The sequence below is a fragment of the Pantoea sp. AG1095 genome (assembly GCF_003208415.1).
Taxonomy (GTDB): domain Bacteria; phylum Pseudomonadota; class Gammaproteobacteria; order Enterobacterales; family Enterobacteriaceae; genus Pantoea; species Pantoea leporis.
Map to the genome: position 1 here is coordinate 108,915 of NZ_QKMJ01000003.1, position 17,119 is coordinate 126,033.

At 54.0% G+C, this 17,119-nt stretch carries 16 protein-coding genes; 8 read left to right on the forward strand and 8 right to left on the reverse strand.

The window, feature by feature from the left end; all coding sequences use genetic code 11:
- Positions 1-16: 16 nt before the first annotated feature.
- From DEU53_RS09155 to DEU53_RS09165, 3 genes are all read right to left on the reverse strand, one after another.
- On the reverse strand, positions 17-1,330 hold the full coding sequence (locus DEU53_RS09155; RefSeq protein ID WP_304465973.1) for a type II toxin-antitoxin system HipA family toxin: 1,314 nt from the start codon (positions 1,328-1,330) through the stop codon (positions 17-19).
- Entirely contained in the window at positions 1,324-1,566 is a 243-nt protein-coding gene (gene hipB / locus DEU53_RS09160) for a type II toxin-antitoxin system antitoxin HipB (protein ID WP_110866779.1), read from the reverse strand. The genes DEU53_RS09155 and hipB overlap by 7 nt, the downstream gene beginning before the upstream one ends.
- A gap of 176 nt (positions 1,567-1,742) precedes the next feature.
- Positions 1,743-2,408, reverse strand: coding sequence for a TetR/AcrR family transcriptional regulator (locus DEU53_RS09165; protein WP_110866780.1), 666 nt, complete (start codon positions 2,406-2,408; stop codon positions 1,743-1,745).
- A 79-nt stretch (positions 2,409-2,487) separates the two neighbouring features.
- Here DEU53_RS09165 and DEU53_RS09170 point away from each other — a divergent pair, with 79 nt between their 5' ends.
- Entirely contained in the window at positions 2,488-4,008 is a 1,521-nt protein-coding gene (locus DEU53_RS09170; RefSeq protein WP_110866781.1) for an MDR family MFS transporter, read from the forward strand.
- Positions 4,009-4,013: 5 nt separating this feature from the next.
- On the opposite strand, the gene DEU53_RS09175 is transcribed toward DEU53_RS09170, so the two are convergent.
- Together DEU53_RS09175 and DEU53_RS09180 are read right to left on the reverse strand one after the other, a co-directional pair.
- Positions 4,014-5,429 (reverse strand): amidohydrolase family protein, encoded by a 1,416-nt coding sequence (locus DEU53_RS09175; protein ID WP_110866782.1) that lies wholly within the window; start codon positions 5,427-5,429, stop codon positions 4,014-4,016.
- Positions 5,430-5,436: 7 nt separating this feature from the next.
- Positions 5,437-6,405, reverse strand: a complete 969-nt coding sequence (locus tag DEU53_RS09180; RefSeq protein WP_110866783.1) for an ABC transporter substrate-binding protein — start codon at positions 6,403-6,405, stop codon at positions 5,437-5,439.
- A gap of 507 nt (positions 6,406-6,912) precedes the next feature.
- Here DEU53_RS09180 and DEU53_RS09185 point away from each other — a divergent pair.
- Entirely contained in the window at positions 6,913-7,890 is a 978-nt protein-coding gene (locus DEU53_RS09185) for an isopenicillin N synthase family oxygenase (RefSeq protein ID WP_110866784.1), read from the forward strand.
- A gap of 239 nt (positions 7,891-8,129) precedes the next feature.
- Positions 8,130-8,681 carry a C40 family peptidase gene (locus DEU53_RS09190; protein ID WP_101761687.1) on the forward strand — a complete coding sequence of 184 codons (552 nt, stop codon included), beginning with the start codon at positions 8,130-8,132 and terminating at the stop codon, positions 8,679-8,681.
- 37 nt (positions 8,682-8,718) lie between these two features.
- Here the strand turns inward: DEU53_RS09190 and fhuE are convergent, their stop codons facing one another.
- Positions 8,719-10,872, reverse strand: a complete 2,154-nt coding sequence (gene fhuE / locus DEU53_RS09195) for a ferric-rhodotorulic acid/ferric-coprogen receptor FhuE (RefSeq protein ID WP_110866785.1) — start codon at positions 10,870-10,872, stop codon at positions 8,719-8,721.
- A 452-nt stretch (positions 10,873-11,324) separates the two neighbouring features.
- Between fhuE and DEU53_RS09200 the strand changes: the two genes are divergently transcribed.
- From DEU53_RS09200 to DEU53_RS09220, 5 genes are all read left to right on the forward strand, one after another.
- Positions 11,325-12,413, forward strand: a complete 1,089-nt coding sequence (locus tag DEU53_RS09200; RefSeq protein WP_110866786.1) for a YncE family protein — start codon at positions 11,325-11,327, stop codon at positions 12,411-12,413.
- A gap of 116 nt (positions 12,414-12,529) precedes the next feature.
- Positions 12,530-13,423, forward strand: a complete 894-nt coding sequence (locus DEU53_RS09205; RefSeq protein WP_110866787.1) for a dihydrodipicolinate synthase family protein — start codon at positions 12,530-12,532, stop codon at positions 13,421-13,423.
- A gap of 121 nt (positions 13,424-13,544) precedes the next feature.
- Positions 13,545-13,760 (forward strand): YdgH/BhsA/McbA-like domain containing protein, encoded by a 216-nt coding sequence (locus tag DEU53_RS09210; RefSeq protein ID WP_007890154.1) that lies wholly within the window; start codon positions 13,545-13,547, stop codon positions 13,758-13,760.
- Between the two features lie 195 nt (positions 13,761-13,955).
- Positions 13,956-14,171 (forward strand): YdgH/BhsA/McbA-like domain containing protein, encoded by a 216-nt coding sequence (locus DEU53_RS09215; RefSeq protein ID WP_110866788.1) that lies wholly within the window; start codon positions 13,956-13,958, stop codon positions 14,169-14,171.
- 142 nt (positions 14,172-14,313) lie between these two features.
- A complete protein-coding gene (locus DEU53_RS09220; RefSeq protein ID WP_110866789.1) occupies positions 14,314-14,625 on the forward strand; it encodes a cupin domain-containing protein in 312 nt (103 codons plus the stop codon).
- Between the two features lie 202 nt (positions 14,626-14,827).
- Here DEU53_RS09220 and DEU53_RS09225 read toward each other — a convergent pair whose 3' ends face one another.
- Together DEU53_RS09225 and DEU53_RS09230 are read right to left on the reverse strand one after the other, a co-directional pair.
- A complete protein-coding gene (locus DEU53_RS09225; RefSeq protein ID WP_110866790.1) occupies positions 14,828-15,517 on the reverse strand; it encodes an N-acetylmannosamine-6-phosphate 2-epimerase in 690 nt (229 codons plus the stop codon).
- The gene (locus DEU53_RS09230; protein WP_110866791.1) at positions 15,514-17,073 is read right to left on the reverse strand and encodes a PTS transporter subunit EIIC; all 1,560 of its coding nucleotides are present in this window, start codon (positions 17,071-17,073) and stop codon (positions 15,514-15,516) included. Before DEU53_RS09230 ends, DEU53_RS09225 begins: the two co-directional genes overlap by 4 nt.
- Between the last annotated feature and the right edge of the window lie 46 nt (positions 17,074-17,119).

Consider the following 17,119-nt stretch of genomic DNA (forward strand, 5'->3'; position numbering starts at 1 on the left):
GGTGGGGGTGAAAAAATTATCGCCTGAGTCGGTCAATACGGGACAAACTATTTTCAAACAGTGAATCAGCGACGCTCATCGGAAAATCTACTGGTAATGTAATTGCGACACGTCTAATAGCCGTGCCCATTTCATCCCTAAAGAAATCCAGGATCTCAATCATTTGGTTTTGATCAAAATTCACCTGCTTTGCCGTGGCTAAAAAATGGTGAGGGAAAATTTTATCTATTTGATTTTTTCTGCCTTTGCTGGCTTTCAAACTCATCGCCAGTTTCAGGTCGCGGATATTCAGACCATTTCCGCCCATCGAGGTGAAGACAGAAATGATGTCGTAGAAAGGCGTAAGACGATAACTTCCGCCGCGTTCGATAAAAACAGAGAAATTTTTGGCATGACCATCCGTTGCGCCAATCAACCACTGGAATACCTGAAATTTCATAAAGGCATAGCGATCGGCCAATGCATTACTGGATCCCATCAGGAATTGCATAATATCGGCGATGCCGGGTCCACCATCAGATTCATATTTGCGTGCTGACGGTAAGCCGAATGCCTGACACATGTCTTCCTGAGGTAAACGTAGCAATTGTGTCTGCTGGTGGTTCCAGCGCCGATCAAAACGTTGCACGGCCAACGCCTTCATCTTGCCCGCGCGAATGATGCTGGCATCGGGCACGGCAAATCCCAGCTCTCTCGCCAGCGCTAAGCAAAGATACTCATTTTCGACACTTTCACGCATATCCAAAGTGGCAAAAGGTTGCTTAATTTCACCGATAGGCAATTTGATAATGTGCGATGTGGGCGTGGCGCCATGCGGAATGGCCCAGCCATCGTCCGTTGCCAGCAACGCTGTTTTCTCCTGAGCACCCGCTACGGAGATGCGAAAGTCTTGTTCTTCACTGATCATGCCCAACGGAATATCGGTCCGATAAGCCGATAGCACACGTTCCAGCTTATCTTCATTCAGCCTTTCGAAGTTCAATCCTAAATCGGCGGGCGTATTTTCCGGTGGTAGCAGCATGACGGCACCGACGCTATCTTTGCCGATTTCACTTAGCAGATCGAAAGGCTGACGCGATTTCGCGTGATAACGCGCGACAATGCGATCGCGTACTAAAGGGTTGTCAGGGAGTAGATTATCAAAATAGTTGAGCACTGCGGTGGATGTGATCACCGGTAACTGTAATGGCAACGACAGAGATAAAGGCCTGGCAAGGCGATTGCTCAACCAGCTCGGGTAATATTGGAAAGTATGCGCACCGTTGGTATTGCGCGTGAGAATGCCTACGCGTTCGCCGTTCATCCAGGCAATCAATTCCTGTTTCACCAGTCATTCTCCTGACCATTTACAGCCGATGGATCTTTTTCCTGCACGTCCATTTTTAGATCAAGTGACTGTAATATTTTGAACAGCGTCGCGAGCGTGGTGAGGTCGGGATTGTTTTCAAAGTGAGATATGGTGGCTTGCTTAAGGCCGACTTTTTTCGCCAGCTCACTTTGCGTCCAATGGTTTTTTTGGCGAATTAGCCTGACGTGATGAGCAAGTTGACGCGGACTGTAAATCATCGCTTATTCTCATTTAGGGTCGATGCGAAAGCCAGGATTATCCTCTATTGAGGATATTAATGACATTATCCGCTGAAAGGGATAATGTCAACTCTATCCCTTGCGGGGGATAAATATAGTTTTATCCTTTACAGAGGATAAATTGGTTTAAATTAAGGTCGCCATGAATGGCGACCTTAGGGTGTTGGCTGGATCCCCTGACAAAACAGACTCAACGTGTGCTGGACAATGATTTCACGCGAGTAAGCGGGATCGCTGGCAAAGCGGGTAAAGGGCACCAGCACCAGGCTGAGAATCGAAGTCATCAGCAGTTGTGGCTCCAGATGGGGGTTGAGTAATCCTTGCTGCTGCCAGCCTTCAATCAGTTTTTTCACTTCATCACGTTCACCGTGACCAAAGCGCTTTTTGATGTGCTGACCTAAACCGCCTTCACCTTGCATTACTTCCTGCATCCACAGCGGCGCGAACCAGTTGTGTGTGGTGACGATGTCCGCGACTTCACGGATAAAGGCGCTGAACGTGGTGACAGGATCGCGCGGGTCATCCATAAAGTGCGCCACCAGGCGCTGGCGTAACGGCAAAAAACGCTCCTCAACCACAATATCCAGCAGCGATTCGCGCGACTGAAAATAGTAATTCAGCATCGCTGGACTCACGCCCGCTTTGCGCGCTATCGCATTGAGCGAGGTTTCGCCGATGCCGTTTTCGGCATACAGCGCTAGGGTGATGTCGAGCAGATGTTCGCGCTGCTGCACGTTGATCGCGCCGCCGCGCGGACGGCCGGGACGGCGGGGTTTGACTGCGTTGGCCATATCGTCAGCAGGGACTTTTCGTGCGGTCATCTTTACTCGCTCACTTGATTCATGTCAGACTGCAGGCAATATTAATTGTGTATTTAATTAATTTCAATTGGTGTCTGTTATGAAACCCCAAACACTCGCGCCGCAGTCGGGCAGCGGGCAGGAGAATCCTCCTTCTGTTCGCTTACTGATGAGCGCTTTATTACTGGTGATGCTGCTGGCGGCGCTGGATCAAACCATCGTCTCCACCGCGTTGCCGACTATCGTCGGCGAACTGGGTGGGCTCGATCGCCTGTCGTGGATCGTCACCGCTTATATGCTGGCTTCGACGATTGTGGTGCCGCTGTACGGCAAATTCGGCGACCTGTTTGGTCGCAAATCGGTGCTGCAGATCTCGGTGATTCTATTCCTAATCGGCTCGGCGCTGTGCGGTCTGGCGCAGAATATGGAGCAGCTGATTTTCACTCGTGCGCTGCAAGGCTTAGGCGGCGGTGGTTTGATGGTGGTGAGCATGGCGGCGGTCGCCGATGTGATTCCACCGCAAGAGCGCGGTAAATATCAGGGCCTGTTTGGCGGCGTTTTCGGTCTGGCAACGGTGATTGGGCCGCTACTGGGCGGTTTTATCGTGCAGCACGCTTCATGGCGCTGGATTTTCTACATCAATTTGCCGCTTGGTTTGTTTGCGCTGGTGATCATCAACGCGGTGTTTAAGACCGACAACAAACGCAAGCCGCATGAGATTGACTATCCCGGCGCGGTGTTTCTCAGCCTGGCGCTGGTGGGTATCACGCTGTTTACCAGCGAAGGCGGCACGTTACGTGAATGGTCCGATCCGCTGCTGTGGTGCATTCTGGCGTTTGGTGTAATTGGTGTGCTCGGTTTTATTTATGAGGAGCGCCGCGCCTGGGAACCGATTATTCCGCTGTCACTGTTCCGCAATCGCAGCTTCTCGCTCGCCAGTTTGATGGCGTTTATCGTTGGCATGTCGCTGTTTGGCAGCGTGACGTTTTTACCGCTCTATCTGCAAGTGGTGAAGGGCTCGACGCCGACCGAAGCCGGTTTACAGCTGCTGCCGCTGATGGGCGGATTGCTGATCACTTCCATCGTCAGCGGACGCATTATTAGCCGTACCGGCAAATATCGCCTGTTCCCGATTGGCGGTACCTTGCTGGCGACTATCGGCATGGCGCTGCTGACCACGCTGACCATTGATGCGCCGCTGTGGCATATCTACCTGTTTGCCTGCGTGTTGGGGATGGGAATGGGCATGGTGATGCAGGTGCTGGTGCTGGCGGTACAGAACACCGTAACGCCCGATCGCATCGGTGTCGCTACCTCGTCGGTCACGTTGTTCCGCTCGGTTGGCGGTTCGATTGGCGTGGCGCTGTTTGGCGCGGTGTTTAGCCAGGTGCTGAAATCGGGTTTGACCACGCTGGTGGAGCAGGGCAAAGCATTGCCGCGTACGCTCGATCCTGATGCGGTGCACCGTTTGCCGCATGATGTGCAGCAAGCCTATTTGCAGGTGTTTGGCGATGCGGTGCATTCAGCCTTTCAAATGGCGGCGGGTGTGATGCTGCTGGCCTTTGTGCTGTTGCTGTTTCTGCCAGAATCACCGCTGCGCAAGAAAGACGCAGCGGCGTAACGCGGTTAAACCGCCGCGCGTTGTTGCAAGGTTTTTACCGCTTGTGCAGCGTCGCGGCCCAGTTCCGCCAAATCCACTCCGGCAATCACATCATCCTGCACCAGCAGTTTTCCGGCACAAATCAGCGCCTTTAAACTGGCGCGTCCGCCGCTGGCCACCGGGCCAATGGCGGGATCGTGCAAACCAAAATAGCGCGGATCGTCGAGCCGATAGATGGCGATATCGGCGGCCATGCCAGGTGCAAGGCGGCCGGTGTTTAAGCCCAAAACCTGCGCGCCACCGGATGTGCCCCAGCGCACCACATCTTCAATGCGGGCGGCGTCGCCACCGCCTTCAAAGGTTCCACCGGCATAACGCGGCTGCGCCAGCATGCCTTTGCGTGCGCGCTGGAGCTGCCAGGCGGCGTGGGCTTCGCTTTGCATATCCGCTGCTTCATTTGAGGCCGCGCCATCAACGCCAATCGAGATCTTCACGCCTGCGTGTTCCATTGCCACCAAATCGGCAATGCCGCTGCCGAGGCGCGCGTTACTTTGCGGGCAGTGCGCGATACCGCTGCCCGCCGCGCCCAGCATGGCGATCTCTTCCGGCAGCAGTTTCACCAGATGCGCAAACCACACGTCATCGCCAATCCAGTCGTGTTCGGCGCAAAACTGCAGCGGCGTCATACCGAACTTCGCGCGTGCGGCATCAAGGTAATCAACGGTTTCCGACAGATGGCTGTGCAGGCGAATACCGAGCTGACGTGCCAGGCGCGCGCTCTCGCGCAGCTCCTGCGGCGTGGTGGAGTGCAGCGTGGTGGTCGGCGCCATCACGATGCGGCGCATCGCGCTATCCTGCGGTTGGTGATAGCGCGCCACCAGACGATCAACATCGGCCATCATGCTGTCAAAGCTTTCCGGGCGCAGTGCGGTGGGCAAGTCGCTCTCTAAGCCACGGCTTTGCGTCGCACCGCCGCGACACAGCACGAAGCGCACGCCTAGCTTGTCGGCTTCATCGAACAGGATTTCTGCGCCATCAAACGGCATATCAGGCCAATAAAGATAGTGATGGTCTGCGATGGTGGTGCAGCCGGAACGCACCAGCTCGACCAGACCCACCCGCGCGGCGATGCGAAATGTCTGTTCGTCGAAGGCACCACGAAAGCGATACGGCGTCGCCGCCAGCCAGCCGCCCAGACTCAGATTCAGACCTTGGGGTTCGCCTTTCAGCAGCGATTGGAACAGATGATGATGCGTATTAACCCAGCCGGGATAAACCACGCAATCGCGGGCGTCGATCACGGTTTCATCGGCGACAGCATCGAGTTCGCCCATCTCCACAATCAGGCCATCGCGCAGTCGAATATCGCGCGCGCTGCTACGCGGTTGCTGTTTATCGCCGGTCAGGATCGCGGCGCAGTGTTGAATTAGCAGTTGGCTCATGAGCACCTCACTCCACTTTCGCCGCGACAAACTGCGTGCTAAACGCGCTCTGCCAGTCGGTGGACGCTTTGAGTAAACCGGCGTTGACCATAAAGTCACGCGTTGCCTGCCAGCGTTTATCCGTCATCACGCCTAAACCTTGCTGCGCGGCATCGCCGCCGTCAATCAGGTGCAGGGCTTTCATTTGCGATACGCCAAAGGCGAGAACCGCATCAGTCATCTGCGGGTTCTCCTTTTTGATCAGCGCATTACCGGCAGCCGGATTGGCAAGGTAGGATTTCCAGCCTTCCATTGATGCCGCCACAAAACGCTTCAGGACATCCGGCTCTTTTTGCAGCAAATCGTCGCGCGTCACCAGAATGCCGCCGTATGCCGGATAGCCATAATCGGCAAACAGATAGAATTTGCTGTCCGGCTGCACCTCTTTAATTTGCTGCACTTCGGAGGTGGCATAAGCCTGCTGCGTGGTGTTTTTGTCGGCGAGAAACGGTTGCATGTTGAAGGTGTAAGGGCGCACCTGACCATCCTGCAGCTGATATTTGCCTTTCAGCCACGGCCACCAGCTGGCTTGTCCGCTGGCAGAAACCAGCACGGTTTTACCTTTCAGCTGATCCAGCGACTTCACATCGCCGTGGGTGACAATGCCTTGCGGGTCAAACTGAAACGGCGCGGCGATGGCTTTCAGTGGGAAGTTGCGCTCAACGCCCTGCAGCACTTGCAGATCGTAGCTGACGATGACATCAGCACGATTCGCCAGCAGCAGCGTCATGTTATTCAGCTGTGGCCCGCCGGAGCGCACCTCAACATCCAGCCCATATTTTTTATAAATGCCGGTGGCGAGCGCCTGGTAATAACCGCCTTGTTCAGCCTGCGCGACCCAGGTGGTTTGCAATACCAGTTTGTCGGCGGCGTGCGACAGTGCAGAGCTGCTCAGCAGAGCAGCGAATAAGGAGAAACGGAAACGCGACATTGTCATATAACCCCCAATAAACGTTGAGTTTGTTGTCGTCATCAGGGGCGTAGCGGCGCATGGCGTGCTCACGATGCGTATGCGCATCGTCCCCTGACGAGGTACAGCTAATGCTGTAGAGCAATGTCCTGCGTGCATCTGTTGTCACGCTGACCGCTTATACTCAGTGGGGATTTAGCAAAGCGCATGCCATTCGTGCAACCCACTGAAAGCAATCGAGTTGATATTGATGGTGCCGGGCTTTTGCTTCATTGACCGCTCATTGATGAGGCAAGTCAGCGCGTTTTGCACCGCCATTGTGCAGACCGGATGTGGCAGATTCCCTAACGTATTGATTTTAAGCGGCGCAGCGTGCTGGCACAGCCTTTGCTTGGCTGAAACTGAGTAGAAGCTGTCAACCGTGGTTTCACCCGGTGGGTCATTGCTCGATCGCCTGCGGCATTTAGCAGGCGCGGGGATGACTGCCACGCTGCGGGCGGGTCATCCGTTATCGCTCAATAACGAGGTGCACCAATGGAAAAGACCACTTATGACATGCATGAACTGGCGAAAGAGTCGCGTATGGGCGCGCGCGGCGTAGAAGCTGCACGTGATGTGCGTATCATCGATCTCTCCGATTTCGACCAACGTAAAGCGGAAATAGCCGATCAGCTGTGGCAAGCCGCCACCGAGATTGGGTTTTTCCAGGTTTCCGGCCACGGTATTCCGCTCGACGACATCAATGCGGCTTTTACCAACGCAGAGCGCTTTTTCTCGCTGTCGCAAAGTGACAAAGCGCGTCATCCACTTAGCCGCAATGCCGGCTGGGAATACCGCGCGCAAATCCGTCCATCTACCGGTAAACCGGACCAAAAAGAGTCGTATCAGGTGACGCGTCCGCGCATGTCAGGCTTGTGGCCGGATGAGGCCACCTTGCCGGGTTTTCAGCATGATGTACTGAAGTTCGAGCGTCAGTGCTGGGAAGTCGGCATGCGCTTGCTCTCCTGTTTTGCCCTGAAGCTGGGATTCCCCGACGATTTCTTTGCCAAAGCGCATGAGCCTTCGCGCGAAACCTACCAAAGCACGCTGCGGATGCTGCACTACTTTGCCATCAGCGGCGAGCCAGATGGTCCATGGCGCGCCGGGGCGCACACCGATTTCGATTGTCTGACCTTGCTGTTCCAGCGTGATGGGCAGGGCGGTTTGCAGGTGTGTCCGGGCAAAGAGATGGAAGAGCAAATCTGGACGCCGATCCCGCCGCTGGAAGGCTTAATTACCTGTAATATCGGCGATATGTTGATGCGCTGGAGTGATGACAAGTTACCGTCGAACTTCCATCGCGTCAGCAATCCGCTGCCTGGTGAATCGGTGCTGGCACGCTACAGCCTGGCGTTTTTCTGCCAGGCGAATGAAGATGTGATTATTGAAGGACCGGAGAAAAAATACCCGCCTATTTCCGCGAAGGATTATCTGGCGCAGCGTATTAGCGCGAATTTCTCCGGCAAGTATTAAACGTACAGCTGTAAGTCGAAATTGATGTCGTTCTGTGCAGGAGCGCAAATATTCTCCTGCACAGAAAAAGCGCAGCGCGGGAAATAGATTTTTAACTCAAATACAAGATGTTACCGTTGCGTAAACTTAGGTAAAATCAACCGACAAATAAAAGATTTCACTGCGCGCCTATTTATTTCTGCAACTTTTTTACGGTATAAATCTCTGACCACTGTCTCCCTCAGCGAAATCACCAACACATGATCAATTCTGCCGCCAGCAAAGTTATCGCCTGCCTGTTTGTTTTCACTTTGGCAGGTTGTTCTTCGAAGTCTTCGCATGCGCCTGCTGAGGAAAGCGTTGATACCTCGGCAGACAACGGCAAACAGCCCGATTTAATCCCGGTGATTGCCGCGCTGCACGATCAAATGCATTCGTGGGAAGGGACCAAATATCAGTGGGGCGGCACACAATTAACCGGCGTCGATTGCTCGGGATTTGTCTGGCGCACGCTGAAAGATCGTTTCAATATTCCGATGGATCGCGTCACCACCAAAGAGTTAATTGCCATGGGCAAACCGGTGGATCAGGCGCATTTGCAACCCGGTGATTTAGTGTTCTTCCGCATTAAACGTGAGCTGCACGTCGGCTTTTATGACACCGATCATCAATTCCTGCACGCGTCGGTGAGTCAGGGCGTGATGCGCTCTTCGCTAAATAATCCGTACTGGAAATCGGTTTATTTAGAGGCGCGGCGCTTGCCGAAAGAACAGAATTCGCAGATAAGTTTCAATTATAAAAACAAGGTTTGATGAGAGGTGCGCATAAATGCGCACCTTGAGACTTTACTTAAAACTGATACGAAACGCTCATCGAAACACTGCGCGGTGCGCCATAAACGTAGCTGTTCATGTAGCTGTAATATTCGCGATCAAACAGGTTATCGACGTTCGCCTGCACCGCCACCTGTTTAGTCACCTGATAACGCGCAAACAGCGAAGCCAGCGGAATGCTGCCCTGATAAACACGCACGCTATCGCCGCTGGCATTGGTGGCATCTTCAAACACGCGGTTCTGCCAGTTGATGCCGCCGCCAACCGTGAGATCCGGCAACATCGGCAGCTGATAACGGCTAAACAGCTTGAAGGAAGTTTGCGGCTGATAGCTGTTGAAACGTCCCTCTTTATCCCGCGCCACGTAGCGTGTGGCACCGAACGTCAGCTGCAGATTATCCGTTAGCGCGCCATTCAGCTCAAACTCCGCACCTTTACTGACCGCACCTTTGGCGGGCGCATAAGCCTGTTCGTTGCCGCTCAGGTAGACGCCATTAATCGCCTGACCCACGTTGTCCTGCTCAATACGGAATACCGCCACCGTCGCCGTTAATCGACCATCATACCAGGCGGACTTCAGACCGGTTTCATAGCTTTTGCCGGTTACCGGCGACAGGTATTTACCGTTGATGTCACGATCGGTTTGCGGCAGGAAGATCGAGGTATAGCTGCCGTATGCCGACCAGGTATCGTTGATGTCGTACACCAAACCGGCATATGGCGTGGTGTTATTGTTTGTCATATCGCCGCTGCTGCCGTTGGTGCTCCACTGCGTGTAACGCGCACCAATAATCAGCGATAGCGGATCGGCCAGCGAGAAGCGCGCGGCGGTATAAGCCGATTTCTGGCGAATGGTATCGTCGGCATTCTGATACCAACCTTGCCACTGCGGCTCGGCAGTGTTGCCGTTCCAGCTGTTATTGAAAATGCCCATATCGTTTGAGGCGATGTTGTAGTTTTCCAGATCGGTAACGCCATCCTGGCTGTAAGTGGCGTTGTGCTGGCGGCTGTAGCTCACGCCCGCCATTAACTGATGCTGACGACCTAACAGCTCAAACGGACCGCTGGCGTAGCCGTCGAACGAATCCATCTGACGTTTACCGCGATCCATGCTGCCGAAGCCGGTGGTGCCTTCGCCGCTGTCCTGATCGGCGCTGCCCATCACATACAGCAGCTTATCGTTGAAGGTGTTCTCGGCGTGCGTGCCGTTGACGTGGATGTTCCAGCCGTTATCGAAGTTATGATCGATGTCGGCGAATATTTTGCGCGAATTGGTGTTGTAGCGCGCCCAGTTGGCGGCGGAGTTGAGGCTGCGATCGTAATGCGTGGTGGCGTTGTTGCTGTAGAACATCGGCAAGCCGCCCCACGTTGGATTGCCGGTGTTAGCATCTTCGTAGTCGTAGCCCAGCGACAGCGTGGTGTGCTCAGTGATGTCGGCATCAATCACGCCGTAGAGGAATTTTTTGGTTTTGTGGTAGCGATCGAGCCAGCTGTCTTCACCGCTGTAACCGGTTACCACGCGGCCGCGCAGGCTGCCATCCTGGTTTAGCGGTGCAGAGAGATCCGCAACATAACGCTGTTTGTTCCAGCTACCGTAGCTGGCGCTGACCGTACCGGTGAAGGTTTTACTGTCGGCGTGTTTACGTACCATGTTGATCGAGGCTGACGGGCTGCCCGCACCGGTCATCAATCCGGTGGCGCCGCGTACGATCTCAATACGATCGTAAATGGCGGTATCAGAAGCGGCATCACCGTAGTTCCAGTTGTCATTAACTGACGTTGGGATGCCGTCGAACGAGAAGTTGGTGACTTTAAAGCCGCGCGAATAGTATTCCGAGCGCTCGCTGTCGATCAGATTGGTCGAGATGCCGGTGGCGTTGGTCAGCACATCGTTCACCGATTGCAGGTTCTGATCCTGCATGCGCTGTTGCGTTACCACGCTCATCGACTGCGGTACATCGCGTGGCGTCAGCAACAGCTTAGTGCCCGCTCGCGTGGTTTTTACCGCGTAATCCTGCTTTTCATTGTTATCGCTCTCGCCGCTTGCAGATGCATCGACCACCAAATCCTGCTGCGAATCGCTTGCCGCCTGCGCCAGGTTTGGCGTAAGCAGGGCATGAATCGTCACCGCCAGCAGTGAGACGTTAGAGGTTTTCCTGATGCCAGACATAAAATTTCCTGTTGAAACGCGTGTTATAGGAAGCTGTTTTGCTTCGTTTTTTATCGTTTACGTCGTAACTCATTCGCCCAAATGGGCAGAAGAGCAGGCACGCAAACCGCTACTGCGTATTTATTGAGAAAGCCAATGATAATCATTTGCTTTAAAGAATCTGCGGAAGGTTGCAACTGTAATTGTAATAATGTGTAAGTAAGTTATGAATCAATGGCTTACGGGTGAAAATAACCTGTTAATTGCTCACGTTTTCCTATTTTTTCAGGCGATATTTGGACGTTTTTAGTAAAGAAAGGTGTGCGGCATGCTGGAATCGATCTACGGCAACGTAAGGTAGATCGTCGAGAAAGTTGCTAAGTTTATGCTAATGCGTATGATTCTCATTCTTCTTGTATTTTCCGTACGCGTACGCGCGTAACGGAGCCGTTCATCCATTGATGGAGTTGAGCATGAAATCGTTATTTAGCCCGCGCAAAGCCGCCGTAGCGGCAGCGATCGTCGCTGCATTCAGCCTGGCCGCTTGCCAGGCTCCGGCGAAAAAAGCCGAAGCGCCAGCCGCCGCTGCCAAGCCAGTTGATACTTCTTTGACCCAGCGCACGCTGGGCGATGGCCTGTATGAAATGGCGTATTCGCCTGCTGCGAAAGCGTTATACGTTGCCAGCGCGCAGAGCTTTAAAGACGTTAACGGTGGTGTAATTTATCGTCTCGACCCAACCACACTGGAAACCAAAGGCGTTACGCATACCGATTTGAAAAACTTTGGTACGGCGATCGATGAAGCGGGCAACGTGTTCTACACCACCAACTCGCTGGATGGCGCTATCTCTAAAGTGGATGCGCAGAGCGGCAAAGTGCTGGAACGTTTAGTCTTCCCAGGTAAGAAAGATAAAGAAGGTTATCCTGCGGGCGCGCGTGAAGTGCTGTGGCACGGCAACGAGCTGTATGTCGGTCGCGTAGCCGATCCGGGTTACATCTCGGTGGTTGATGAGAAAACCTTCAAGCTGAAAACCACCATCAAGAATGCAGGCAAATGGGTAACCGGCATCATCTATTCCCCGCTGACTGAGCGCATTTACGCGACCAACGGCGCGGGCGAGATTCTGGTGATCAATCCACGCACCCACAAAATTGAGAAGCGCTGGACCGCCGGCGACGGTAAAGAGTATCTGTTCCTGAACATGGCGGAAGATCCGGCTACCGGCCGCCTGTTCGTAACCGATGATTCTAAAGGCAAAGCCACGCTGGTGTTTGATGAGCGCACTGGGAAAGTGATAAAGCGTATTGAAGGTGATGCGCTGGCGATTAAATTCAACGCTAAGCGTAATGAGATCTACATCAGCCAGCGCGAATCGAAGAAAGTACTGCAGCTGGATGCCACCACTTACGCGGTGAAAAACAGCTGGTCGTTTGATAACAATCCAAACAGCCTCCTGATTGGCCCGGACAACAACACGCTGTATGTCACGTTGAAAGCGGAGTTCAACAAAGACTCCTCAACCAAAGGCCAGGATCAGATTGCGCGCATCGCGCTGAAATAATCCCCGACCTGTAGCGATAATCCATGCCCTCGTAAGAGGGCATTTTTGTTTCTGATGGCTTATAACAGTGCAGGTGAAGCTGTTTTCCTCTGTTAATAATGAATAAGGCGCTGGCTATGTTTAAAGGTTTGAGTGCGTTTCCCCTGACCCAGCTTAATGCTTCGGGTATCGACGAGCACGCTTTTCTCACTCTCCTCGTGAGGCTCACTGAAGCAAAAGTGGATTCGCTTGGCGTGCTGGGATCCACCGGTAGCTACGCCTATTTCACGCGCGAACAGCGCAAGCGCATCACGACGCTGGCGGTGCAGCATGCGGAGGCGATTCCGGTTATGGTCAGCATTGGCGCGGTGAGCACCGATGAAGTGCTACGACTTGCCGAGGATGCGCAACAGGCCGGTGCCAGCGCATTGCTGCTGCCTGCGGTTTCCTATCAGAAGCTTAACGATGACGAGGTGTTTGGCCTGTATCAGGATGTCACGCGCCACGTTTCGCTGCCGGTATGTATTTATGACAATCCAGGCACCAGCCACTTTGTGTTCTCCGATGCGCTGCATGCGCGTATTGCCACGCTGCCGCATATCGCCTCGATAAAAATTCCCGGCGTGCCTGCCGATATCACTGCTGCTACGCACCGGGTCAGCGCTTTGCGCGCGCAATTACCTCAAAACGTCACTATTGGTGTCAGCGGTGATGCCTTTGCCGCAGTGGGCCTCATCGCCGGTTGTGAAGTGTGGTATTCCGTGTGCGGCGGACTGTTCCCGCGCACCGCTAAAGCGCTAACGGATGCTGCGATGGCAGGGGATTTTGCATCGGTGGCTGAACAGTCGCAGCGGCTGGAACCGCTTTGGGCGCTGTTTACCCAACATGGCGGCAGTATCCGCGTTATCTCTGCAGCGGCCAGCGCGCTGGGCCTTGTAGAGAACGATTGCCTGCCGCGCCCGTTACGTTCGCTGTCGGCGGCGGATGTGGTAGAAGTCAAAAGGGTCATTACAGAGCTCGACCTGGCGTAGTGATAATGAGCTGATTAACTGTGATCGCACTAATAGTTAATCTGATAATAGTTTCAATGGTTATTATTGTTTCCATCGAAGGCGCACAGCTTTCAAATCAAACAACCAAAGGAATACGACCATGAAAACTATCAAAACTCTGACTATCGCCGCTGCTGCCGCTCTTTCTCTGATGTCTGCTGCCAGCTTCGCACAAACCGTTTCAGCCACTTCGCTGACTCTGGATGGCGCTGAAGCCAAAATCGCTGCACAGGCAAAACAGAATGGTGAGCAATACAAAATTCTTGAAGCGAGCAACGGTAACGTCGTACATATGACCGCAGAACTTTACAAATAACGGATGGTTGCATACGGATGTGCCAGAACAGGTCGCCCACGGGCGGCCTTTTTTGTCGATATAACCGCAGAAACTGTATAGTTACGTAAGTTATCGTGATCGCACTAATGGTTAATATTGAAACGATAACCTGGGTTATTATTATTCTCATCGAAGGCACACAGCCTTCTCGTTAAACCATTAAGGATTATGACCATGAAAACTATCAAAACACTGTCTATCGCCGCTGTTGCTGCTCTTTCAATGATGTCTGCTGCTAGCTTTGCACAGAGTATATCTGTTGAGTCTTCTACTCTGGATGGTGCAGAAGCGAAAATCGCAGCGCAGGCGCAAGAGCAGGGCGCTCAGTATAAAATTACTGAAGCCAACACTAACAACCGCGTACACATGACTGCCGAGTTATACAAATAAGTTAATTGCACAAGCAGTTGTGTTAAGGCCGCCTTCGGGCGGCTTTGTTGTATCTGAATGTCCGTAAATGGCCTGCGCATGTCCCGCCGCACGCCCGGGCTGTGTGTATCATCAACGCAGTTCTCCCCCACACGGATATCGCATGAAAACCTACGTCAGCAAAAACTTCTCTCCTGCCATAGCCTGGGAAGCGTTAGACATCGCCAACTTCGCCGGCACCAGCGTGCGTCTGCACTGGACCAATCAACCTTACAAGTGGCACATCAATGATGGCGAAGAAGTGTTTGCGGTGCTGGATGGTGCGGTAGAGATGCATTACCGCGAAGCAGGTGAGGTGAAGAAAGTGCTGCTGAATAGCGGCGACATTTTTTACGCCAGCATCGGCACCGAGCATGTTGCGCACCCGCAAGGCGAAGCGCGCGTATTAGTGATCGAAAAAGAAGATTCGGTTTAACGCCGGATACTGACTCACCCAAACACGCTAACGCATCAAGTGTGTTAGCGTGTTTGTGATTCACAATCGTGCGAAAAATAACCGCCTGCGCGCATCGGGCGCGGTGTGGTGCGAGGCGAGTTTTATCCACAGGTTAACGGCGACTCTACGCACGGGGATTGTGGATAACCTTAGGCGAGGTGCCTAATGGGCACCTCAAAAATTAATTGATGGCATTCACAAAGCGGCGCGTTATCTGCTGTGGACGCGTAATCGCGCCGCCGACCACCACCGCATGCGCGCCCAGCGCCAGACAATGCGCTGCCATTTCCGGCGTTTCAACATTCCCCTCGGCAATCACCGGCACCTTTACCGCAGCCAATACGTCACGCAGGAAGCGGCAATCATCGGCGGCCAAATAGCAGCCTTGCGTTTCTGCGGTGTAGCCGTGCAGCGTGGTGCCGACACAATCGAAAGCTAATTGCGCCGCCTGACGCGCTTCTTCCACCGTGGCGATGTCCGCCATCAGCAACAGTTGCGGATAGCGTTGGCGAATCGCTGCCACCAACGCCGGCAGCTGCAAATCGCCGGGACGTGTGTGTAACGTGGCATCCAGCGCAATCATCGCCGGATTCGCCACCATCAACTCATCCACTTCCCGCAGCGTCGCGGTGATATACACATCGCTGCCGGGATAGTCGCGCTTAATAATGGCGATAATCGGCAAATCCACGGTTTGCATAATCTGCTGTACGTCGATCAGGCTGTTGGCGCGAATCGCCGCCGCTCCGCCTTCCATCGCCGCTAACGCCATGCGCGACATAATAAACGGGCTGTGTAACGGCTCATCTTCCAGAGCCTGACACGAGACCACCAGTTTCCCCTGAATCTGGGCCAGCATCGGTCCTTTCATAGCGCGAGTAACTCCTCTACTTCATTTTTGATAATGGTGACGTGCGGGCCATAAATCACCTGCACGCCTTTGCCACGTTGGATCACGGCGCGTGCGCCGGTAGCTTTCAATGCGTTTTCATCGAGTTTGCTGCTGTCGATGAGCGTGATGCGCAGACGGGTGGCGCAGCAATCCAGTTCGGCGATGTTTTGCTTGCCGCCTAAAGCCGCGATCACCTGCAGTGGACGCTCTCCGGCGACCATCGGCGCAGTTTCAACGCTGGCGTCTTCGCGCCCCGGCGTTTTGAAATTGAAGCGGGTGATCAGCAAGCGGAAAGTAAAGTAATAGAGCAGGAACCACGGCACGCCAACCAGCGGGACATACCACCAATGGGTTTTCGCTTCGCCCTGCAATACGCCGAACAGAATGAAATCAATCAGGCCGCCCGAGAAGGTTTGGCCGATGGTGATGTGCAGGATGTGGGCGATCATAAACGCCAGCCCATCAAACAGCGCGTGGATGACATACAGCACCGGCGCGACAAACAGGAACGAGAACTCAATCGGTTCGGTGATGCCGGTAAGGAAAGAAGTCAGCGCCGCCGACAGCAGCAATCCGGCCACGCGTTGGCGGTTTTCCGGCTTAGCGGTGTGGTACATCGCCAGACACGCGCCGATCAGGCCAAACATCATGGTGATGAAGCGCCCGGACATAAAGCGCGCGGTGCCAATGTAGAATTGTTGCGTGTGGGGATCGGCAAGCTGGGCGAAGAAGATGCGCTGCGTGCCTTCCACCAGATGTCCGTTGATTACTTCGCTGCCGCCGAGTGCGGTGGTCCAGAACGGCAGATAGAAGATGTGATGCAGGCCGAACGGGCCGAGCATGCGCAGTACAAAGCCGTAAATAAAGGTGCCGAAATAACCGGTGGCATCCACCAATCCGCCCATACCAAAAATCAGCTTCTGGAAATGCGGCCAGACGATGGTCATCGCCGCACCCACCAGAATGGCGACGAAGGAGCTGATAATCGGCACGAAGCGCGAGCCACCAAAGAAGCCAAGGAACTGCGGCAGGGCGATTTTGTTGTAGCGATTATGCAGCATGGCCGTCACCAGCCCGATCACCACGCCACCAAATACGCCGGTTTCCAGCGTCTGAATGCCGAGCGCCATGCCTTGTCCCACCGCGCTAAGGTTGCCCTGCGCCAGCACGCCGGTCAGCGTCAGCAGCGCATTGATGGTGGCGTTCATTACCAGATAAGCCAGCAGCGAGGCCAATCCGGCGGTGCCTTTGTCGCTTTTGGCCAATCCTACCGCTACGCCAACCGCAAACAGCACCGCGAGGTTGGCGAACACCACCGATCCGGCGCTCGCCATGATGGTGAACACGCCTTGCAGCCAGGCGACATCGAGGAATGGATAGGCTTTGACGGTGTTGGGATTGGAGAGTGCGCCGCCAATGCCCAGCAGCAAACCGGCCGCCGGTAGCACGGCGATCGGTAACATGAACGACTTACCAAACCGCTGGGCTTTTTCAAACCACCCCCCTGAAGAGGCACCGCTGAACAGTGATGACATAAATTTTTATCCCTGAAGTGATGTTGTGGTAAAAATTATTATCACA